The sequence below is a fragment of the Mycobacterium angelicum genome, from assembly GCF_002086155.1.
Classification (GTDB): domain Bacteria; phylum Actinomycetota; class Actinomycetes; order Mycobacteriales; family Mycobacteriaceae; genus Mycobacterium; species Mycobacterium angelicum.
This window is the reverse complement of record NZ_MVHE01000022.1, coordinates 53,859-75,389: the sequence shown is the minus strand read 5'-3', so window position 1 is coordinate 75,389 and position 21,531 is coordinate 53,859. Positions and strand designations below refer to the sequence as shown.

General features: G+C 64.3%; 21 protein-coding genes. 17 read left to right on the top strand and 4 right to left on the bottom strand.

Translation table 11 applies throughout. The features are described 5' to 3' along the window. On the top strand, positions 1 to 1,153 hold a 1,153-nt coding region (locus tag BST12_RS32010; protein WP_170062127.1), incomplete at its 5' end, for a hypothetical protein. A gap of 393 nt (positions 1,154 to 1,546) precedes the next feature. On the opposite strand, the gene BST12_RS32005 is transcribed toward BST12_RS32010, so the two are convergent. Both BST12_RS32005 and BST12_RS15255 read right to left on the bottom strand, forming a co-directional pair. After that, entirely contained in the window at positions 1,547 to 1,705 is a 159-nt protein-coding gene (locus BST12_RS32005) for a hypothetical protein (protein ID WP_170062129.1), read from the bottom strand. 71 nt (positions 1,706 to 1,776) lie between these two features. After that, complete coding sequence (locus tag BST12_RS15255; protein ID WP_083113957.1) at positions 1,777 to 2,676, bottom strand: hypothetical protein; 900 nt, start codon at positions 2,674 to 2,676, stop codon at positions 1,777 to 1,779. A 249-nt stretch (positions 2,677 to 2,925) separates the two neighbouring features. Between BST12_RS15255 and BST12_RS15250 the strand changes: the two genes are divergently transcribed. From BST12_RS15250 to BST12_RS15195, 12 genes are all read left to right on the top strand, one after another. Beyond that, on the top strand, positions 2,926 to 3,243 hold the full coding sequence (locus BST12_RS15250) for a hypothetical protein (RefSeq protein WP_083113956.1): 318 nt from the start codon (positions 2,926 to 2,928) through the stop codon (positions 3,241 to 3,243). A gap of 383 nt (positions 3,244 to 3,626) precedes the next feature. Then, positions 3,627 to 4,298: a TetR/AcrR family transcriptional regulator gene (locus BST12_RS15245; RefSeq protein WP_083113955.1), complete on the top strand. Its 672-nt coding sequence runs from the start codon at positions 3,627 to 3,629 to the stop codon at positions 4,296 to 4,298. Between the two features lie 687 nt (positions 4,299 to 4,985). Continuing rightward, on the top strand, positions 4,986 to 5,699 hold the full coding sequence (locus BST12_RS15240; protein WP_372511073.1) for an MlaE family ABC transporter permease: 714 nt from the start codon (positions 4,986 to 4,988) through the stop codon (positions 5,697 to 5,699). Position 5,700: 1 nt separating this feature from the next. Then, entirely contained in the window at positions 5,701 to 6,570 is an 870-nt protein-coding gene (locus BST12_RS15235) for an ABC transporter permease (RefSeq protein WP_083113953.1), read from the top strand. Between the two features lie 5 nt (positions 6,571 to 6,575). After that, on the top strand, positions 6,576 to 7,883 hold the full coding sequence (locus tag BST12_RS15230; protein WP_083113952.1) for an MCE family protein: 1,308 nt from the start codon (positions 6,576 to 6,578) through the stop codon (positions 7,881 to 7,883). Next, entirely contained in the window at positions 7,880 to 8,920 is a 1,041-nt protein-coding gene (locus BST12_RS15225; RefSeq protein WP_083113951.1) for a virulence factor Mce family protein, read from the top strand. Before BST12_RS15230 ends, BST12_RS15225 begins: the two co-directional genes overlap by 4 nt. Next, entirely contained in the window at positions 8,917 to 10,476 is a 1,560-nt protein-coding gene (locus BST12_RS15220) for a virulence factor Mce family protein (protein WP_083113950.1), read from the top strand. The genes BST12_RS15225 and BST12_RS15220 overlap by 4 nt, the downstream gene beginning before the upstream one ends. Further along, the gene (locus tag BST12_RS15215) at positions 10,473 to 12,038 is read left to right on the top strand and encodes a virulence factor Mce family protein (protein WP_083113949.1); all 1,566 of its coding nucleotides are present in this window, start codon (positions 10,473 to 10,475) and stop codon (positions 12,036 to 12,038) included. The genes BST12_RS15220 and BST12_RS15215 overlap by 4 nt, the downstream gene beginning before the upstream one ends. Continuing rightward, positions 12,035 to 13,210, top strand: coding sequence for a virulence factor Mce family protein (locus BST12_RS15210; protein WP_083113948.1), 1,176 nt, complete (start codon positions 12,035 to 12,037; stop codon positions 13,208 to 13,210). The genes BST12_RS15215 and BST12_RS15210 overlap by 4 nt, the downstream gene beginning before the upstream one ends. Next, positions 13,204 to 14,754 (top strand): MCE family protein, encoded by a 1,551-nt coding sequence (locus BST12_RS15205; protein WP_083113947.1) that lies wholly within the window; start codon positions 13,204 to 13,206, stop codon positions 14,752 to 14,754. The genes BST12_RS15210 and BST12_RS15205 overlap by 7 nt, the downstream gene beginning before the upstream one ends. Positions 14,755 to 14,972: 218 nt before the next feature. After that, a complete protein-coding gene (locus BST12_RS15200) occupies positions 14,973 to 15,449 on the top strand; it encodes a type II toxin-antitoxin system Phd/YefM family antitoxin (protein ID WP_083113946.1) in 477 nt (158 codons plus the stop codon). A 117-nt stretch (positions 15,450 to 15,566) separates the two neighbouring features. Continuing rightward, entirely contained in the window at positions 15,567 to 16,541 is a 975-nt protein-coding gene (locus BST12_RS15195; RefSeq protein ID WP_211281280.1) for a glycoside hydrolase family 6 protein, read from the top strand. A gap of 357 nt (positions 16,542 to 16,898) precedes the next feature. Here BST12_RS15195 and BST12_RS15190 read toward each other — a convergent pair whose 3' ends face one another. Both BST12_RS15190 and BST12_RS15185 read right to left on the bottom strand, forming a co-directional pair. Then, complete coding sequence (locus BST12_RS15190; RefSeq protein WP_083113945.1) at positions 16,899 to 17,945, bottom strand: helix-turn-helix domain-containing protein; 1,047 nt, start codon at positions 17,943 to 17,945, stop codon at positions 16,899 to 16,901. Beyond that, positions 17,942 to 18,553 (bottom strand): hypothetical protein, encoded by a 612-nt coding sequence (locus BST12_RS15185; RefSeq protein ID WP_083113944.1) that lies wholly within the window; start codon positions 18,551 to 18,553, stop codon positions 17,942 to 17,944. Before BST12_RS15185 ends, BST12_RS15190 begins: the two co-directional genes overlap by 4 nt. Before the next feature lie 361 nt (positions 18,554 to 18,914). Between BST12_RS15185 and BST12_RS15175 the strand changes: the two genes are divergently transcribed. The 4 genes from BST12_RS15175 to BST12_RS15160 all read left to right on the top strand — a co-directional run bounded on the left by BST12_RS15175 (position 18,915) and on the right by BST12_RS15160 (position 21,467). After that, positions 18,915 to 19,166, top strand: a complete 252-nt coding sequence (locus BST12_RS15175; RefSeq protein WP_083113943.1) for a FitA-like ribbon-helix-helix domain-containing protein — start codon at positions 18,915 to 18,917, stop codon at positions 19,164 to 19,166. Beyond that, on the top strand, positions 19,163 to 19,579 hold the full coding sequence (locus BST12_RS15170; protein ID WP_083113942.1) for a type II toxin-antitoxin system VapC family toxin: 417 nt from the start codon (positions 19,163 to 19,165) through the stop codon (positions 19,577 to 19,579). Before BST12_RS15175 ends, BST12_RS15170 begins: the two co-directional genes overlap by 4 nt. 291 nt (positions 19,580 to 19,870) lie before the next feature. Further along, positions 19,871 to 20,881, top strand: a complete 1,011-nt coding sequence (locus tag BST12_RS15165; RefSeq protein ID WP_083113941.1) for an Acg family FMN-binding oxidoreductase — start codon at positions 19,871 to 19,873, stop codon at positions 20,879 to 20,881. Beyond that, positions 20,862 to 21,467 (top strand): Rv1733c family protein, encoded by a 606-nt coding sequence (locus tag BST12_RS15160; RefSeq protein ID WP_083113940.1) that lies wholly within the window; start codon positions 20,862 to 20,864, stop codon positions 21,465 to 21,467. The genes BST12_RS15165 and BST12_RS15160 overlap by 20 nt, the downstream gene beginning before the upstream one ends. The last annotated feature ends 64 nt before the right edge of the window (positions 21,468 to 21,531 follow it).

Sequence of the window (21,531 nt, the reverse complement as noted above, 5' to 3'; positions counted from 1 at the left end):
CGCGAGGGCCGGAAGTGATGGCGGAGCCGGCGGGCACGGCGGCGACGGTGGCCTGCTGTACGGACAAGGTGGTGGCGGTGGCAGCGGCGGTAACGGCCAATTCGGTCACGGTGGGGTTGGCGGCGCCGGAGGCGACGGCGGCCTGTTAAGCCGTGGTGGGGTCGGGGGTGCCGGTGGAGCCGGTGCCAGCAACGGCGGAGACGGTGGGGCCGGCGGTACCGGAGGCCTGGTCGGTCCGGGTGGAGTTGGCGGCGCTGGAGGCAGCGGCCACGACGGTGACGGTGGGTTCGGCGGCGCCGGTGGGGCCGGCGGGTTTTTGAACGACGGCGGTGACGGTGGTGCCGGTGGTGCCGGTGGCAACGACGGCGGCGCTGGTGGCGTCGGCGGCCGCGGCGGCCTGCTGTTGGGTTCGGGCGGCGACGGAGGTGCCGGCGGGAGCGGCCAATCCGGTGACGGTGGGATCGGCGGTGCCGGTGGCGGCGGCGGGTTGTTGAACGACGGCGGGGTCGGTGGTGCCGGTGGTGCCGGCGGCCATAACGGCGGCGCTGGTGGGATCGGCGGCCGCGGCGGCCTCCTACTAGGTTCGGGCGGTGATGGAGGCGTGGGAGGTAACGGTCAACCAGCGAGTGGCGGGACTGGCGGGGACGGCGGGGCGGCCGGTTTATTTGGTGCCGGCGGCAACGGCGCTGTCGGGGGCGCGGGCTTCAGCAATGGCGGAGCCGGCGGGAACGGTGGCCATGGAGGCATTTTGGTGGGACCCGGCGGGGACGGCGGTCGCGGCGGCGCCAGCGCCACCAACGGGGGTGCGGGCGGTGATGGAGGCGATGCGGGCCTCGCCTTCGGGTCTGGCGGGGAGGGCGCTGCAGGCGGTTCCGGGGGCTTTGCTGCGGCAGGCGCAGGCGGCAACGGAGGCCGTGGAGGTAAATCCGGGGTGATAGGCCTCGGCGGAAATGGCGGTGCCGGCGGGGACGCGTCATTCACGGGCAGCACCGGCGGTAACGGTGGCGCTGGCGGTGCTGCTTGGCTGATCGGTAATGGTGGTAATGGCGGTAATGCCGGAACGGGTGCAACACCGTCGTCACAGGGGCTTCCCGGCCCGGGCGGCGCGGGTGGGTTGCTGTTGGGTGACGACGGCACGAATGGACTGGTGTGACACCGAAGGCCTAATGCGACGTACCTGCACGATTAGCACCTAGGCGCTCCCGGTCGGTATCATCCTCGGTGAGGAATTCGGCCCGAAAACCCAATCGCCGCATAGGATTTCCGTAGTTGCCGCCGCATGCTTGCCGCGTGGGTTTCCGTGCGGCCGGCAAATCGAGTCGCGCTAGGGCGTGTCGGCCGTGAGCGCCCCACGGCCGCATCATCTTTCATGTTGGGTACCTGCAGACCATCAGCCAGCTGGATACACCCGCGCAGTCGGCACTGCAGTGCGATACCCGATTGCTCTTAAAAACCTTGCATCACAACCGAATAGCCGGCCCACCCTGGCCGCGTCGTTGCGAATCCGAAGCCTAAGGCCCGATGGTCAGCGGCATCGGCTGGCGGGCTAGCGGTGATGCGGCGGTTGCTCGTCGCGGAGTCGGCCCTCGTCCGACGCCTCGCGCATCTGCTCTTCGTCGCCGAATCTTTCCAAGTCCTCGGGCGTGACGAGTGGTCGCGGTGGTTTCGCCGCGGCCGCCCGCGGTTGTGAGGGTTCGGTGGGCATCTGGCCATTGTCGCTGCTTTGGACCGCACCGCCCAGCCGGGCGCCGTGAGGGGTTCACCGTCCGGTCGAAACTACGGCCGGGGTGCTTCCGACGGCGAAACTTGCGGCGGCGGCGGCGTGGGGTCCCCGGGTTTCCAACTGATAACGCCCAATTCACTGGCACATATGTATTCGTCGTAAAACTGGCCGGCATTCATTTGTCGCAAACCTGTGCTTCGAAAGTTTCTTCCGACGTCGACCCACCGGTCGGTTCCGTCCGGCGTCGTGACGTGGACTTCGAGTTTCCACTCGACGGAATCGTTGGGCAACTTCACATTCACTTGCAACGTGGTCGAATCGCCCCCTTTGTGTAGTGGGATTGTCTTGCTGTTTCGCAACAGCGCCACTTGCCCGGCGGCGTCTTTGACCGTGCATGGCGCGTACCTATCAGCGTCGAGTCGCTGGCTGAGATCGCACGAGGTCGGTTCGTCAGGTACCGGCGGTCCCATTCGCGATGGGGCACACCTGAGCAGGGCGCCGCCGGACGGAGGGAAATGGCGCAGCAATTCTGCTCGCAGATCGACGATGGTCACATCGGTTTGTCCCCAAAGCGTGAGCTTGTATTTTGCGCTGTTTGGTGGCTGGCCGTTTGCTTTCAAACCCGTGTGCCAGAGGTCTGCGCAATCCTTGCCCGCCGGTAGCTGTGGTGGGGAAGGGCGCGGCACCGGCGGCAGCGCGTGTGGATCCGGTACAACCAGTTCCCAGGTATCGGGCGGGTCAATGCCGTCCAGCATGGGTTCCGTGTGCGCTACGACAAGTGGACCCCGCCCCCAGATCAAATCGTGTACGGACTGGACAATCCAGGGACCCGCGGGGGTCACGGCCGCCATGAATATCGCGGCGGCCACGGTGCCAAGCGATTTGATCGCCCACCTTGCTGGCTTGTTATCCCAGAGACTTGAAGCCAGCGTTTTGGTGCCTCCGGCGGACATAGCTGACTCTCCTCTGAATCGGCGCAACTGTCGCATTCATTAGACGCGTCGTAGCCCTCCGGCTCAAAGATCTCGACAACTCGGGGTAGGCCGCGATCAACCGGCGATTCGCTGCACTGGTGACCTTCGAATTCTCAAGGGGGGCCGTAATGCCCTGGTCAGACGCACTGACACGCGAGTACTGTCCGGTAGGTTCGGAGTTTTCTTGAGCGCCCCGGACGGAGATAATCTCGGTAAGGGAGTACGTAGATGTTAAACAGCCTAACTGTCCACAACAACGGCGTCCCTCAGCAGCGCGCGCAGGATGCCGAGCTACTAAAAAAGTCTGGTGTGCACAAGCTCGTCGTCGCTGACCGCGAGGGTAACTGCTTAGCTTTCGTATTGGCCTGGGACAGTTTCGACTACGACGCCGAGACCGACACCTACGTTTGCGTCGCTGATACCGATGGCCGAGAACTCATGACCATGTACACCGCCGGTGAGATCAAGTCAGCACCCGGTTCGAACTTGTATGTCGTAACTGCGCCGCTCGGAACCAACGGCTGCCGGACGTTGCAGGCCCTCTGACTTTCGGACAGCCCCCAAGCTGCAACGTTCGGCGTCCTTCAGTCGGTGTGGGAATGTTTCGTGCATTCTGCTGCTGTGGCGTGAACCGTCGCGGTCGGGTGGCCCCGGCATGCGCTTTGACAGGCGTCAAATGCATCAGTTTGGTGAACTGATGGCTTTCGGATGCAACCAGTGTTTCACGGTTGAGCCGGTCGATCGCTCGGCTCAGCCTGCCGTAAACGCTTACGGGGGAGCGACTTTCGAAAATGCAAACACATGGCGGGGTTGGCGAGACGGCGGCAACGCAACTTCTGCGGCCCGACGCGGCACCAGCTAGGGGGATACTCACATCGCGGCGGTTATGATAGACCGTTCGTACGGTTAGTTTATGCCGAAGGTGGAAGATGCCCAGATCGCCTGGCAGGCGTAGCGAGATTCTCGACGCGTTTGTCCGCTATGTCGCCGAACGTGGTTACGACAGAACGAATATCGGCGATATCGCCGACGAGCTTGGCATGTCCAAGGGCACCATCGTTCATCACTTCGGAACCAAAGCGCAGATGTTGCGGGAGCTGGAAGAAGCGCACCTCGCCCGCCAGCTCGATGTGCTGCACATGGTGTGGGGACGCCTGGCGGCCCCACACGAACGTATCGCCGCAGTCATCTACACCTCCGCGCTATTTCAGGTGATCGCCCGCAACGCGACGGTGGCAAGTCAACGTGAAGTGGTTCAGTTGTCCGACGACCCGGCGATGCAGGAAGTGCGCAAGTTGCGCGACCATCTGCAAACGCTGACGGTCGACGAGATCCGCAACGGAGTGGACAGCGGTGTGTTCCGGAACGTGGATGTCGAACTGGCGGCGTTACAGCTGTGGGGATCGCTGGAGTGGATGTGGGTGTGGTTCGACCCCAACGCTTCTCGGACACCCGAACAAGTGGGGGCCGCGTTCGTGGATGTGTTCCTCGGCGGGCTGCTGCTCGACCGATTGGCGCTCAGCAAGTGGGCGAACCCCGACGCCGAAGTCGTCTCGGTGGTGCACGAATGCCTTGCCACAGTAACGGGCGCAACGGATTGACCGGTTAGCCGCCGAATACTCTGCACTGCAAGGCAATTGTCAGTAGAGGTATTTCCGTGCGGTTCGTCCGTCGGTGGCTCAAGCGGGCCCCGACGGTGGCAACATTGACGGCGTTCCTCAAGAAACCTGACTGTACGTGTAGTCGGTATTTCAGCGCCAACCAGCAGCTTTCCCCGCTCCAGGTACCCTCGGGCACTCCCGCGGCGGGCGGCCGCTTAATCGCCAAAACCCCTGGTGGATAGATGAAATGCGAGTATGGCGGCCGGTCGCGAGGGCGGTGGTCAAAAGAGCCGATCAGCAGAGGCGAATAGATAGATTGACTGACCGTACGGTCTGATGCCATAGTGGCTGCGTGGCGCTAACGAGGGCGGCATGGAGCCGGCGGGCAAGTACTGACGCTGCCGGTTGGGAGGGTCACATGGTCGGCCGGCGTTGCGGACGAGGTGACGCGCCGCGGCGCGAACTCCGCCAAGAAGCCATGCATCACTACCCCGAGCGCAGAGCCCGGAGATCGTCGCCGCTCCCGCCGAGCGCGAAATATCTTGTGGCAAGCCATGTGTCACAGACACGGCAGCTGCCGGTCACAAGAACGTCGGGGCTGGGCCGATGACTACCTCGAAAGTGTTCACCGGCAGATTGGGCAGCCATGTCCGGCCGGGCGCCGAAGTGGCCGGCGGGTTCTTCCGAATGTGCGTGTTGACCGCCAAAGCCTTGATGCTGCCGTTCGAGTGGCGTGAGTTCATCTGGAACGGGTGGTTCCTGATGCGGGTGTCGCTGCTGCCCACTATCGCGGTGTCCATCCCAGAAACGGTGCTGCTCATCTTCACCCTCAACGTTTTGCTGGCCGAGTTCGGCGCCGCCGACGTCTCCGGTGCCGGCGCCGGGATCGGCGCGGTCACGCAACTGGGCCCGATCGTCACGGTGCTGGTAGTCGCCGGTGCCGGAGGCACCGCCATCTGCGCCGACCTCGGCGCCCGCACCATCCGCGAAGAGATCGACGCGCTCGAGGTGCTCGGCATCGACCCGATCCACCGGCTGGTGGTGCCCCGCGTCGTCGCCTCGACCATCGTCGCGGTGCTACTCAACGGTCTGGTGATCGGTGTCGGCCTGGGGGGCGGCTACCTCTTCAGCGTGTACCTGCAAAACGTCTCGAGCGGTGCCTACCTCTCCACGTTGACAGCGCTCACCGGCCTGCCCGAGGTGGTGATCGCGAACATCAAGGCCGCGACGTTCGGGCTGATCGCCGGCCTGGTCGGCTGTTATCGCGGCCTCATCGTGCGGGGCGGATCCAAAGGTCTCGGCACCGCCGTCAACGAGACCGTGGTGCTCTGCTTCATCGCGTTATTCGCCGTAAACGCCGCGCTGACCACCATCGGCGTCCGGTTCGGAACGGGGCGCTGAAATGACCACAACCGCCATACTGCGTGCGCGCTTCCCCCGGGCTGCCGCCACGGTCGGGCGATACGGGGACGCCCCGGCGCGGCAAATGGTCGACATCGGGCAAATGATCTGGTTCGCCCTGAGCGCCGTCGCGCAGATCCCCTTCGCGCTGCACCGCTACCGCAGAGAGTTCGTCCGGATGGTCGCCCAGATGGGCATGGGCACCGGCGCAATGGCGGTAGCCGGTGGCACCGCTGCCATCGTCGGATTCATCACCCTATCGGCGGGCTCATTGGTTGCCATCCAAGGCTTTGCGTCCCTGGGCAACATCGGTGTCGAGGCGTTCACCGGCTTCTTGGCCGCAATGGTCAACGTCCGGTTCGTGGCACCGGTAGCCGCCGGTCAGGCGCTGGCGGCTACCGTCGGCGCCGGGGCCACCGCCGAACTGGGTGCCATGCGCATCAGCGAAGAGATCGACGCGCTCGAAGTGATGAGCATCAGGTCGATCGCCTATCTGGTGTCCACCCGGGTAGTGGCGGGGCTCGTGGTCATCATCCCGCTCTACGGGCTGGCGATCACCCTTGCCTTCCTATCCGCGCAGGCCACCACGGTGTTGTTCTACGGGCAGTCCGCGGGTACCTACAACCACTACTTCCACACATTCCTGCGCCTCGACGACGTCGCCTGGTCGTTCGCGGAGGTGATCCTCGTCGCGGTGGTCGTGATGACCACCCACTGTTACTACGGCTACACCGCAAGCGGCGGCCCCGTCGGCGTCGGTGAAGCGGTCGGCCGGTCGATGCGGTTGTCGTTGATCACCATCGTTGTCGTGGTCGTCCTGACCGCGATGTCGATCTACGGCAAGAACCCGAACTTCAACCTCACCGTGTAGCCGCCATGACGTACCCGGTGAAGCAGAACCCGCCACGGATCCCGCCGTATAAGACCGCGACGGTGGTGTTCTTCGTCGTCGCCCTGGGGGTGTTGACGTTTGTGTGGTTCCAATTTCGCGGCGAACTCACCCCCAAGACGCACTTGACGATGGTGGCGCCCCGGGCCGGCTTGGTGATGGATCCCGGGTCGAAGGTCACCTACAACGGGGTGGAAATCGGCCGGGTGGCAAGCATTTCGGAGATTCAGCGCGACGGCGTGCCGGTGGCCAAATTCACCCTGGACGTTAATCCGAAGTATATCCAGCTGATTCCGGCCAATGTGGACGCCGACATCAAGGCGACCACGGTGTTCGGTAACAAGTTCGTCTCGTTGACCTCGCCCAAAGATCCTACGGCTGAACGGATTACCCCGCAGCATGTGATTGACGCCGGGACGGTGACGACGGAGTTCAATGCGTTGTTCGAGACCCTTGTCTCGATCGCGGAGAAGGTGGACCCGGTCAAGGTGAACCTGACGCTGGCCGCGGCCGCGCAGGCGCTGGCCGGGCTGGGCGACAAGTTCGGGCAGTCGATCGTCAACGGCAACGCCATCCTCGACGACATCAATCCGCAAATGCCCCAGATACGGCATGACATTCAGCGGCTGGCGGCCCTGGGCGACACCTACGCCAACGCCGCACCGGATCTGCTCGACGCCCTCAATAACGCCGTGGTCACGGCTCGCACGCTGCACCGGCAGGAGGCCGAGCTGGATGCGGCGTTGTTGGCCGCGACCGGGCTGGGCAACACCGGCGAAGACATCTTCGCCCGTGGCGGCCCCTACCTGCAGCGGGGGGCCGCCGATTTGGTGCCGACCGCCCAGCTGCTCGACACCTACAGTCCCGAATTCTTTTGCACCATCCGCAATTACTACGACGCCGAGCCCCTGGGTTATGCGACGACGGGCGGCGGCAACGGCTACTCGCTGAGAACCATGACCGAGCTGACCTCAGGGCTGGGCGGCATCCTGACCCTTCCGGGCTTGGCCGGCACCGTGCTGACCCAGGGACTCCTGGGGCTCGCCGGAGTGGTGGGCGGGGCACCGAATCCTTATGTGTACCCGGACAATCTGCCGCGGGTGAACGCGCGCGGCGGGCCGGGAGGTGCGCCGGGTTGCTGGCAGCCCCTCACCCGTGATCTGTGGCCGGCACCGACTCTGGTGGTCGACACCGGCGCCAGTCTCGCGCCTTACAACCATGTGGATACGGGTTCGCCGTACGCGATCGAGTACGTGTGGGGCCGTCAAGTCGGGGACAACACGATCAACCCATGAAAATCACCGGCACCGCAATCAAACTCGGCATCGTCTCGCTGGTGCTGCTACTGATCACGGTGTCGATCGTGGTGGTGTTCGCCCAGATGCGTTTCAACGACACCAACGGCTATACCGCGGAGTTCAGCAATGGCAGCGGGCTGCGCAACGGCCAATTCGTCCGCGCCTCCGGAGTGGAGGTCGGCAAGGTGAAGAAGGTGCAGTTGGTCGACGGCGGCACCCGGGTGCGGGTGGACTTCGAAGTCGACCGCTCGATCCCGCTCTACCAGTCGACGACCGCGCAAATCCGCTACCTCGATCTGCTGGGCAATCGCTTCCTGGAGCTCAAACGCGGCGAGGGTGAGGGTGCCGACCGAATCCTGCCGGCCGGGGGATTCATCCCCCTGTCCCGGACTGCACCGGCTCTGGATCTCGATGCCCTGATCGGTGGTTTCAAGCCGTTGTTCCGGGCGCTGGATCCAAAGAAGGTCAACACCATCACCTCGGCCATCATCACCGTGTTCCAGGGCCAGGGCGGCACCATCAACGACATCCTCGACCAGACCGCGCGAGTGACCGCGCACCTCGCCGAAAGTGACCAGGCGATAGGGGAAGTCGTCAAGAACCTCAACATCGTGCTGGACACCACGGTCAGACATCGCAAGGAGTTCGACCAGACCGTCGACAACTTCGAACGATTAATCACCGGGCTGAAAAACCACGCCGATCCCCTGGCCGCGGGTACCGCGCACATCAGCAACGCCGCCGGAACGGTCGCCGAGTTGCTGGCCGACAATCGCACGCTGCTGCACAAGGAGATCAACTATCTGCAGGCTCTGCAGCAGCCACTCCTTGACCAACGCGATCAGCTCAACGATCTCATCCACAAGACGCCCACCGCGCTCAACCTGATCGGACGCAGCATCGGCCTCTATGGCGACTGGGTGAACTTCTACGTCTGCGACCTCACGATCAAGTGGAACGGCCTACAGCCTGGGGGCCCGGTCCGCACGGTCCGGCTCTGGCAGCAGCCCACCGGCAGGTGCACGCCGCAATGAGAACACTCACTGACTTCAACCGCGGCCGGGTCGGGCTGATGGGCGTCACCGTGATGGCGCTCGTCGTTGCCGTAGGCCAAAGCTTCACCAGTGTCCCGATGATGTTCGCCAGTCCGAGCTACTACGGGCAGTTCACCGACACCGGTCAACTGAACAAGAACGACAAGGTGCGCATCTCCGGTGTGAACGTCGGCAAGGTGGAGGCGTTCGAGATCGACGGCGACCACGTCGTGGTGAAGTTCTCTCTCGGCGCCAACACCATCGGCACCGAAAGCCGGCTCGCGATCAAGACCGACACCATCCTGGGCAAGAAGGTGCTCGAGATCGAGCCGCGCGGAAACCAGACGTTGCGGCCCGGGGGGATGTTGCCGCTGGGCCAAAGCACTACGCCGTATCAGCTCTACGATGCGGCCTTCGACGTCACCAAGGCGGCCACCGGCTGGGACATCGACACCGTCAAGCGGTCGCTGAACGTGCTGTCCCAAACCATCGATACGACCTACCCGCACTTGAGCGCCGCGCTCGACGGTCTCGCCAAATTCTCCGACACCATCGGCAAACGCGACGAAGAGATCAAGCACCTGCTGGCTCAGGCCAACAAAGTAGCCAGCGTTCTGGGTGACCGCAGCGAACAAGTCAACCGATTACTGGTCAACGCCAAGACGCTGCTGGCGTCGTTCAACGAACGCGGGCAGGCCATCGACGCATTGCTGGGCAACATCTCCGCGCTGTCGACCCAGGTGCAGGGATTCATCAACGACAACCCGAACCTGAATCCCGTGCTGGAGCAATTGCGTTCCCTCAGCGATCTATTGGTGGCACGCAAAGACGACCTGGCTCAAACCCTCACGTACGTAAGTCAATTCGCCGCATCGCTGGGGGAGTCCGTCGCGTCGGGGCCGTATTTCAAGATCGTTCTGTCCAATTTGCTGCCCTACTGGATCCTGCAGCCGTTCGTCGACGCCGCCTTCAAGAAGCGCGGTATCGACCCCGAGGACTTCTGGCGCAGCGCCGGCCTGCCCTCGTTCCGGTGGCCCGACCCGAACGGCACCCGGTTCCCCAACGGGGCACCGCCGCCGTCACCTCCGGTGCTGGAAGGAACGCCGGAACACCCGGGACCGGCCGTCCCGCCGGGAACGGCGTGTTCCTACGTGCCCGCGCCCGACGCGCTGCCGCGGCCGTGGAATCCGATGCCGTGCGCGGGCGTCGACGCCGGACCCTTCGGTGGCAGTTTCCCGGCACCACTGGACGTGCAGACGTCGCCACCCAACCCCAATGGTTTGCCGCCGGCACCGGGAATCCCGATTGCCGGACGGCCGGGCGAGGCCCCTCCGGACGTCCCGGGAACCCCGGTGCCGTTGCCGCCCAACGCGCCGCCTGGGGCGCGCACCGAGGGCCTGCAACCCGCCGGACCAACCGCGCCGCCATCGACTTTCGCACCGGGCCTGCCGCCCGGGCCGCCCGCGCCGCCGGGACCCGGACCGCAGCTGCCGGCCCCGTTCATCAACCCGGGCGGTACGGGCGGCAGCGGCATCACGGAAGGTAACCAGAATTGAGCACCGTCGCTATCGGCAAACCGCGCCTGCGAACCGTCATCGGATGGCTGGTGGTGGTGCTGGTCGTCGTCGCCGGCTACGTCGGCTGGCAGTTCTACCAGGCGTTGACCAACAACACCGTGGTCGCCTATTTCCCAGAGGCGAACGCGCTCTATCCCGGCGACAAGGTCCAGATCATGGGCGTTCGAGTGGGTTCGGTCGACAAGATCGAACCCGCGGGCAACAAGATGAAGGTGACGTTTCACTACAGCAACAAGTACAAGGTCCCTGCCGACGCGTCCGCGGTGATCGTGAACCCAACGCTGGTGGCGTCGCGCAGCATTCAGCTGGAGCCGCCTTACAAAGGTGGTCCGGTAATGGCCGACAACGCCGTGATCCCCATCGAGCGCGCCCAGGTGCCAACGGAGTGGGACGAATTGCGCGACAGCGTCGCCAACATCATCTCCAAACTCGGGCCTACACCCGAGCAGCCCAAAGGCCCGTTCGGTGACCTCATCGAAAGCTTCGCCGACGGTCTGGCGGGCAAGGGCAAGCAGATCAACACCACGCTGGACAGCTTGTCGCGGTCACTGTCCGCGCTGAACGAGGGCCGTGGCGACTTTTTCGCGGTGGTGCACAGCCTGGCGCTTTTCGTCGACGCCCTGCACAGGGACGACCAGCAGTTCGTCGCGTTGAACACCAACCTTGCCCAGTTCACCGACAAGCTGACCGGGTCGGACCGCGAATTGGCCGATGCGATAAAGCAATTCGACGGCCTGCTCTCCACGTTGCGCCCGTTCCTGACCAAGAATCGTGAGGTGCTCACGCACGACATCGACAATCTGGCCAATCTGACCACCACGCTGGTCCAGCCCGAACCGCTGAACGGTTTGGAGACCGGCCTGCACGTCCTGCCGACGCTGGAGACGAACCTCAGCCAGATCTATCACCCGTCGCACGGCACCCTCATGTCGATTCCGGCGATCCCGAACTTCGCCAACCCAATGCAGTTCATGTGCAGCATGATTCAGGCCGGCAGCCGGCTGGGCTATCAAGAATCCGCCGAACTGTGTGCGCAATACCTGTCGCCGATTCTCGATTCCATCAAGTTCAACTATCTGCCGTTCGGGCTCAACCTGTTCAGCACCGCCGAGACGCTGCCCAAGGAAGTCGCCTACTCCGAGCCAAGGCTGCAGCCGCCGAACGGCTACAAAGACACCACGGTGCCCGGGATCTGGGTGCCCGACACCCCGCTGTCGCACCGCAACACCCAGCCCGGATGGGTGGTGGCGCCGGGCATGCAGGGCACCCTGGTCGGGCCCATCACGGGTGGCCTCCTGACGCCGGAATCCCTGGCCGAATTGATGGGCGGCCCGGATATCGCGCCCCCGGAGTCGGGGCTGCAGACCCCGCCGGGACCACCCAATGCGTACGACCAGTACCCGGTGTTGCCGCCGATCGGCTTGCAGGCCCCGCAAGTGCCGATCCCGCCGCCCCCACCGGGACCCGGTGTGATCCCGGGACCGGTCGCACCCACACCCGTGCCTGCTGGATCACCGCTACCGGCCGAGGCGGGTTCGTGAGCGCGCTGCGCGGGTTGACCGCGCGCACCAGACACCGGGCCTGGCAGTGGCTGGCACTACTGGTCGCCGGGCTGGCCCTGACGTCCTGCTCGAGCTGGCGCGGAATCGCGAACGTACCGATGCCCGGCGGTCCCGGCAGCGGGCCCGGCTCCTACACCGTCTATGTGCAGATGCCAGATACGTTGGCGCTCAACAACAACAGTCGGGTGCGGGTGGCCGACGTCTTCGTCGGAACGGTGCACGCGATCAAGCTGAAGAACTGGGTCGCCACCCTGACCCTGAGTCTGGACAAAAGCGTTAAGTTACCCAAGAACGCCACCGCCAAGATCGGGCAGACCAGCCTGCTGGGTTCTCAGCATGTCGAGCTGGCCTCGCCACCTAACCCCTCACCGGAGCCGCTGAAGGACGGCGACACCATCCCGCTGAAAAATTCGTCCACTTACCCCACGACCGAGCAGACGCTGGCCAGTCTGGCCCTGATCTTGCGTGGCGGCGGCATCCCGAACCTCGAAGTGCTGCAAAACGAGTTGTACAACATCCTGAACGGACGCGCCGACCAGATCCGGGCCTTCCTCACCAAGCTGGACACCTTCACCGCGCAACTCGACGAGCAACGCAACGACATCACCCGAGCCATCGATTCCACCAACCGGCTGTTGACCTACGTGGGTTCCCGCGCGGACGTTCTGGACCGGGTGCTCACCGAATTCCCGCCGCTGCTCAAACATTTCGCCGACAAACAGAACCTGTTGATCGACGCGGTGAACGCCGTGGGCGGGCTCAGCCGGGTCGCCGACCAATACCTGTCCGACTCCCGGGCCAATATCCACCAAGACATGCTGGCCCTGCAGTGCCCACTGCGGGAACTCGGACGTGCGTCGCCGTATCTGATCCGCGCGCTCAAGTTGATCCTGGTGCGCCCCTTCGACATCGACGCCGTACCCAAGTCGTTCCGCGGCGACTACTTCAACCTGTCGCTGACGCTCGACCTGACCCTCAGCGCTGTCGACAATGCCGTGCTCACCGGGACCGGATTCTCCGGGGCGCTGCGCGCACTGGAGCAATCGTGGGGCCGCGACCCCGAAACGATGATTCCCGACGTCCGGTACACGCCGAACCCCAACGCCGTCCCCGACGGGCCGCTGGTCGAAAGGGCGGATAGGCAATGTTGACCCGCTTCGTTTGGCGCCAGCTGATCCTGTTCGGCATCATCAGCACGGTCACAGCGATCGCACTGGGCTGGTATTACCTGCGGATTCCCACCGCGCTCGGCATCGGCCAGTACACGCTGAAGGCGGACCTGCCCAGGTCGGGGGGCCTGTACCGGACGGCCAACGTGACCTATCGCGGTGAAACCATCGGCAGGATCACCGCCGTCGAGCCGACCAAGACGGGCGCCGAGGTGACGATGAGTATCGCCAACCGCTACCAGATCCCGATTGACGCGTCGGCCAACGTCCATTCGGTGTCTGCGGTCGGTGAGCAATATCTGGACCTGGTGTCGGAAGGCAATCCGGGCAAATACTTTTCGCCGGGACAGACCATCACCAAGGCGACGGTGCCGACCGAGATCGGGCCGGCGCTGGACGCCGCCAACCGCGGGCTGGCCGTGCTGCCCAAGGAGAAGATCGCCACGCTGCTCGACGAAACAGCCCAGGCCGTCGGCGGTTTGGGCCCGGCACTGCAACGACTGGTCGATGCCACCCAGGCGCTGGCCGGCGACTTCAAGACCAACATCGGCGATGTCAACGACATCATCCAGAACTCCGGGCCGATCATCGACAGCCAGGTCAACTCCAGCGAGGCGATTAAACGCTGGTCGCACAACCTCAATGTGCTGGCCGCGCAGAGTGCGGAAAACGACCAGTACGTGCAACGCATCCTGACCCAGGCGGCGCCGACGGCCGATCAGGTCAACGCGGTGTTCGGCGACGTCCGCGAGTCGCTGCCGCAGACGCTGGCCAATCTCGAGATCGTGCTGGAGATGCTCAAGCGCTACCACAAGGGCGTCGAGCAATTACTGGTCGCCTATCCGCAGGGTGCCGCGGAAGGCCAGACGGTGACGGCACCTTTCCCCGGTTACGCGACGCTCGACACGGCGCTGACCATCAACCAGCCCCCGCCGTGTCTGACCGGCTTTCTGCCGGCTCCGCAGTGGCGGTCTCCGGCGGATACCAGCCTCGCGCCGATGCCGTCGGGAACATACTGCAAGATCCCGCAGGAGACTCCGGCCAACGCCGTGCGCGGCGCGCGCAACCTGCCGTGTGTGGACGTCCCTGGGAAGCGGGCGGCCACGCCGCGAGAGTGCCGTTCCACCAAGCCATATGAGCCGGCCGGCACCAACCCGTGGTACGGCGACCCCAACCAAATCCTCACCTGTCCAGCGCCTGCGGCGCGCTGCGATCAACCGGTGAAGCCCGGCATCGTCATCCCAGCCCCGTCGGTAGACAACGGCATGAACCCGGCGCCGGCCGATCGAGTGCCGGGGACGCCGCCACCGATCAGTGACCCGTTGTCGCGTCCGGGAACGGGTTCCGTGCTGTGCAACGGGCAACAGCCCAACCCGTGTGTCTACACCCCGGGCGGCCCCGCCACCGCGATGTACAACCCGCAGAGCGGCGAACTGGTGGGGCCCGACGGCGTCAGATACTCCGTCGAGAACTCGACCAAAACGGGGGACGACGGGTGGAAGGACATGCTGGCGCCGCCGCGCTGAACCACCCCGACGCCCGGGTCGACGACAATTCCGGCCGCCGGACCGGTTGCATCGCTGGTTGAACGATCAATCATATTGGTATAGAAGGGATTCCGCTTCAGTGTGGCCGTGCCGGCTTGCTACCGCGCCACGCTCGGAACAGTTGACACTGACCGCACGTACAGTCATATACTAGAGGCGATGCTGTGCGGCTCTGCGCACGCAGCGATCGGAGCGAAATGCGGGAAGTGATTGGCCTAGGCCAACTTCGGAGCAACGCGTGCACGTATCTTGAGCGGGTTGCCGCCGGGGAGACGATCGATGTTGTCCGTCGCGGCAAATTGGTGGCACGCATCGTGTCAGTCGGCGACTGGAGGGTGGCCCCGATTCCCGCGCGATCGGTGAAAGTGGCGCGGGACGCCGGCGGGTGGGTCGGGCTTGACGAACTGCGCACCCGGGCCGGGCGGTGCTTCGATCGGGTTGAGGCGGGCGAAACGATTTACGTCGTCCGGGGCGGCAAGTTACTGGCCCGGATCGTATCGGCCGGTGACTCTAGGATGGCCCCGATCCCGACCGACGATGGTGGTCCCATCGAACTCGACGAATTACGAAAGCGGGCAGGGCGCTATTTCGATCAAGTTGCGGCAGGGCAGACGATTGAGGTCATCCGCAGCGGCAAGCTGGTTGCTCGCATCGTGTCCGCCGCCCGCGGTTGATGCCGCGGCCGCGCCGATCGGGTAGCAACCGTCATCCCAGATAGTTGGCGCTTTCCGCGTCGCCCCACTATCTTCTTCGGGGTGATCTCCTCAGCTGCTGGTGCACTTGCGCGTTGGATGGTTCCCTTCATGGCGGTTACCGCCGTTGCCGGCACGGCCTTGGTAGCCGACCCGCACCAGGTCGGGCAGGCCCCGGCGATGCGTCTAGTCGATGCGTCCAACCCGTTGGCCGGGCAGCCCTTCTACGTCGACCCGGCGTCGGCGGCCATGGCCGCGCACAACGCCAATCCGGGGAACGCCCAGCTCACGGCCATCGCCACCACGCCGCAGGCCTACTGGATCGACCAGGCATTTCCGGCCGGTTCGGTCGGCGGCACGGTCGCGCGGTACACCGGCGCGGCCCAGGCCGCCGGCAGCATGCCGATTCTGACGCTCTATGGAATCCCGCATCGCGACTGCGGCAGCTACGCATCCGGCGGGTTCGCGTCAGGCGCCGACTACAAGCAGTGGATCGATGCCGTCTCATCGGGGCTGGGCGGCTCGCCGGCCGCGATCATCGTCGAACCCGACGCACTCGACATGGCCGACTGCCTGTCGGCTGACCAGCGCCAGGAACGTTTCGATCTGATCCGCTACGCGGTCGACACGCTGACCCGCGACCCGGCCGCCGCGGTGTATGTCGACGGCGGACACTCGCGCTGGCTGAGCGCCGAGGAAATCGCCACCAGGCTCAACCAGGCCGGTGTCGGCCACGCGCGGGGTTTCAGCCTCAATGTTTCGAACTTCTTCACCACCGACGAGGAGACCGGCTACGGCGAGGCGGTCTCAGGGCTCACGGGCGGATCGCACTACGTGATCGACACCGGGCGCAACGGTGCTGGACCCGCGCCCGATGGAGCGCTCAGCTGGTGCAACCCGAGCGGTCGCGCCCTGGGCACCCCGCCCACTACGGCTACTGCGGGCGCGCACGCCGATGCCTATCTGTGGATCAAGCGTCCCGGTGAATCCGACGGCTCGTGCAACGGGGGAGCCCAGGCCGGCCACTTCGTCAGCCAGTACGCCATTGACCTGGCCCAGAACGCGGGGCAGTAGCGCCGAGACGTCACCCGACGCTGCCCCTGGCGGATCCCTCGTGATCATCGGCTGTGCGCGCAGCTCGACCATCGGCGATTACGCCGCGAATGCGGTCGGCGGCGTCCAGCACCAGATCTTCTCGCGAACTCGGGGCTACTGGCAGCACACCGCACCCGTGCTGCTGGATTTCTCCCTCACACCTATTCGCAAGTTCGACAGGCTGCGGAGGATGTCCTTCCCCGGTCGGCGTGGCGTCGACTCCCGCTTTGGCGCTACGCCCTCACGTGGAAGAAACCCCGTTGAGCCTTGCGTTGTCCGAGGATGTAGGCGGGAACTTCGTCACCAATCGCGTTGCACGAGAGTCGCATCCAATTTCTAGAGAGCTCGCAAGTGGGTCTCTGGCGGCAAGAAGACGACCTCGCCGGCGGCTTCCCGGCGTCCGGTAAGTCGTGCTACCTCATCTTTGGTCAGTCCCGCCGTCCTGAGGAGGGTCTGACCAATGGTACGGGCGAGTTCTGGTGTCTCATCAGCGATTGCGCCGGCAGCGGGTTCATTCCGGCGCCATCCACGAGCGTTCATAGTGCGGTAAAACCGCTGCCGATCAGTGCTTGTTGCTTTGCCGAGCCGGTATGCATGTTCGAAGAGGGCGGCCATCGACACGCCCCACTGCTTTTTCAGCGCAATCAGCCGTGATGGGGTCAGGTCTCGTAGATCGGGTTCGATGACGTGGCGTGGCATGAGGAACTCGGCGGCGAACGCGTCGGCTTGGGCTTCCACGTCGGGATCGACGTAGTTGGAGTGCAGGACCAGATGACCCAGTTCGTGTGCGAGAGTCCATCGCTTTCGGTCGTTGGTCAGATCTGCATTCAACAGCAACACCGGATAGTCACTTGCCCATTGCGACAGGCCGTCAATTCGCTTGGTACCAAGGTGCTCTTCGATCACGATCACGCCTGCTGACTCAATCCATCTGGTCAGATTGCGCACGGGACCGATCGGCATTCGCCATTGGGCGCGCACCATCTTCGCCGCGTCGGCCGGCGTCGTGTCGTCGGGATCGAACGTCGGAATGTGATTGGTGGGATTGATCGGCACACGGCGCATCAGGAACGCTGAGCGCATACGGTAGAGGTTGAGCTTGGCTTCGGCTGCCTTCCAGTCACTGACCTTCGTAGTTTTCTGGCGCCGCATGTGTGCATCGGCGGCGATCGCGCCCGTGAGATGGAACGCGTGAGTCAGGAACTCAGGTGATACGTCGAGGGCTTCGCTGATCTTCGCGACGGCCTCCTCATCGGGTTCACGCAAGTCATTCTCATAACGAGACAACGCCGCCTGGGTGATACCCAGCCGTGTGGCGAGTTCTTCCTGCGTCAGACCTGCGGCACGTCGGGCTGTGAGAATTACGTCGCCGATCCTGGTCATGATCCTTCATCCGCCGAACTCTGGTCGTCGTCCACGATTTCGCTGAGATCGAGCTGCGGCAACTCCGGCGGTACGGGTGCCCAGGTGATGTCGGTAGCGGATTCACCCTCGTTGGAGTTCAACGTCACCGACCATATGGGGTTGTCCTTGCCATCGCGGAACGACAAGATTGCGTCGCCGATCTCGCCGATATCGGGATTCCAGATATAGCCCATGGCCAAGGTCATGAGCTCCAAATCGGGCAGTGTGGCGCGATTGGTCCAGAATGCCAGTGCGCCCGGTGTCGGGAAGGACTCGATTTTCAGGGCGCTGGAATGGCGTTTGAACCGCACCACGTAGTTGCTGCCGAAGTGAATCTGACGGGTGGGCTCGTTGTCGACGATGGTGACTTCAGCGTGGTCGATGAGCTGCCGCACCATGCCGGCCCACATACGTTCATGGATGAAGTTGGCCACGAAGCGCTTGGAGAAGTTCACGAACCACTCGGGCCGGAATTGCTCGAACGCAGTGAGGTCATTGCGCGCGGTATCGACCGCTTTCGCGAAGGCCAAGAGGAACTTGTCGCCAAGGTCGTCGATGACCTTCTGCTGATCCGGGTATTGGAACATGCCAGAAAATATACCGGCCTCGTACGACAACTTCGCGACAACATGCCTGCCCTAGTCCGTGCCCACGGTTCCACACGTCGTCGCTGATCGATCAAACACCTCACGGTCGGTATCAGAGACCGATCATCTTCCCGAACGTCGACCACTACAACAGATCCGTCGCGGCGACGCACAAAGTAGTCAGGAGATGTCGGGCGTCATCTTGGCCAGTGGATCCAAAACTGTTGAACACAACCCAACGACCTCTGGATCAGCGTCGAGCGCCATCAGCCCCTCGGGCATCGGTCACTGTGACGAAAAGCGGCCCCGACTGGCTGGGCTCGGCCGCGGTGGATGAACGCTATCATGATAGCATCGCGACGTGGCGCAGATTCTCATCCGTCAACTTGAGGACGACACCAAGGCCAAATTGCAGCGGCTAGCCCGTCAGCACGGGCGCAGCACTGAGGAAGAGGCGCGCGAAATCATCCGGAACGCGGTCCGCAACGTCGACAATCCCCCCGGGCGGCTCGGGTCTCGTATCGCGTCACGCTTCAAAGGCAGGGGCTTGACCGAGGACATACCCGAACTGCGGGGACAGCCTGTCCAGCCGGCACATTTCAACGAATCATGATCGTGCTCGATACCAACGTGCTCTCCGCGCTGATGCGGGACACGCCCGATCCGGCCGTCGTGGAATGGCTCGACACTCAGCCCACCGAATCAATCTGGACGACATCGGTCACAGTATTCGAGATACGCACTGCCATCGAACTTTTGACGCCAAGCCACCGACGCAAGAGGCTCGACGAGACCTTTTCTCAACTTCTCGACGAAGACCTCGATGGTCGTGTGCAATCCTTCGACCTGACGGCTGCGATTGCCGCTGGGACCATCGCCGCCACCCAACGACGAGTCGGGCGCGCGGTTGAAATTCGTGATGTGCAGATCGCCGGCATCGCTGCATCTCGGCACGCGACCGTGGCCACCCGCAATACTCGCCACTTCGACGGAACAGGCGTCGGCCTGGTCGACCCCTGGAACTGACGTCGTGCCCGATAGTCGCTCAGAATGCCCATGATCCGGTGATGACGGACATCATGGGTCGACGATGTGGCGCGTGCTGCGCTGGCTGCTGACTGGCCGGCCGTTTATGCCGTCGGTGAGCACCTATCCGTCGAGGTAACACTTGCCGCCGCGGCCTAGCCCGGGGAGCGAATCGAGCGTTCCGGTAATGGCACAAAGTCCCGTCCATAAAGGACGGCGTGCTCTCGTATCGGCGCTCGGATCGGGCGATTGTCGAAAGCAGGACTTCCTGGCTCGAAAGGAACTCAAGTCATGAGCGCATTCTTCCCAGATGCAGGCACGATCCATACGGTGTTGACGCTGGCTTCTCGCGCGCCGTCGGTTCACAACACCCAACCGTGGCGCTGGCGCGTGGGCCAGTCGAGCCTGCATCTGTATTCCGATACCAGCCTGCAACTGCCCCACACCGATCCAGAGGGTCGCGACCTGTTGTTGAGTTGTGGCGCGGCGCTGAATCACTGCATCATCGCGCTGGCGGCCACCGGGTGGCAGGCCAGGGTGTCCCGGCTGCCGAATCCGGCTGATCCCAATCACCTGGCAGCGATCGAGGTGTCCCCGCAAGCACCCGATCAGCTCGACATCATGCTGGCCGCGGCGATACCGCGGCGCCGAACCGATCGCCGACAGTACGGCTTCTGGGAGGTCCCGGTCGCCGACATCGCCCTGATGGCCGCGCGGGCCGCCCGCAATGGGGTGGCGCTGCATCGAGTCGAAGCGATGGACAAGCTGAATGCGATTGTGTCGCAGTCGGTTTCAACACACGCCGCGGATCCCGAATACATCAGCGAGCTTGCCACTTGGAGTGGGCGGCATGCCTCGGAGGCTGGTGTCCCGGCTCGCAACACGCCGGCATCGGACCCGGCCGCGGCGATCCCGAGTCGGCGTTTCGCCGCCCCTACGCTGGCCATGCCTCGCAACGAACTCACCGATGACGACACCGCCGTAGTTCTCGCACTGGGAACGCGCACCGACGACCGCTTGGCACAGCTGCGCGCCGGCGAGGCCACCAGCGTTGTGCTCCTCACCGCGACAGCGATGGGGCTGGCCAGCTGCCCGGTCACCGAACCCCTGGAGATCCCCGAGACGCGTGCGGCCGTGCGCGCCGACGTTTTCGGCAACCACAGCTATCCGCAGATGCTGCTGCGGGTGGGCTGGGCTCCGATCAACGCCGATCCGTTGCCGGCGACGCCGCGACGTGCATTCTCCGAAACCGTTGAGTGGCTGACTGATCCGGAACCAAGCGATGTCCGATCGAACCGATGAAGACGCGCTCACCGTGGATCCGCACACCTGGCTGATCGTGCGCATCGTTGGGCGCAACCCGCTGCTCAGGCGTGCCGACCGCATCGAAGCGTTTGTCATCGTGCTGGCTCTGGTGGTGTCGCTGGTCGCCATACCGGTCGCTGGTGTGGTGGCCGCGTCTGTCTACAGCGCGCGGTGGCGGTCGTACGACCAGCAGGCGCAGACGCGTCATACGGTCACGGCAACAGTCGTCAACGCGACCGTGACCCTCGATCGGGAGTCCAATCAGGCTGTTGTGCAGGCAAAGTGGTCGGTGGGTGCCGACGAGCGCAGTGGCTCGTTCGAACACCGCAGCCCGGTCAAATCAGGCGACCGCATCCAGGTTTGGGTGGACTCCGCCGGCAACCTGACTCCGCCGCCCATCCCGACTTGGCGTGCGGTGGGCGATGCCGTACTCAGCGCGATGACGGTGCTGCTGGTCGTCGGTCTGGCGGTCAGCTGGCTGCGCGGTGCGGTGCGGTCGAGACTAAATCGAACCCGCGACGCGCAGTGGGAGCACGAGATCGCCTGCTTGGAGGAACATGGCGGCCGGACGAATTGGCATTGACGATCACGTGGTGAGTATTGACGGGTAAAAGTGCTATGCAGCGCACCTGGATTGGACGGATGAT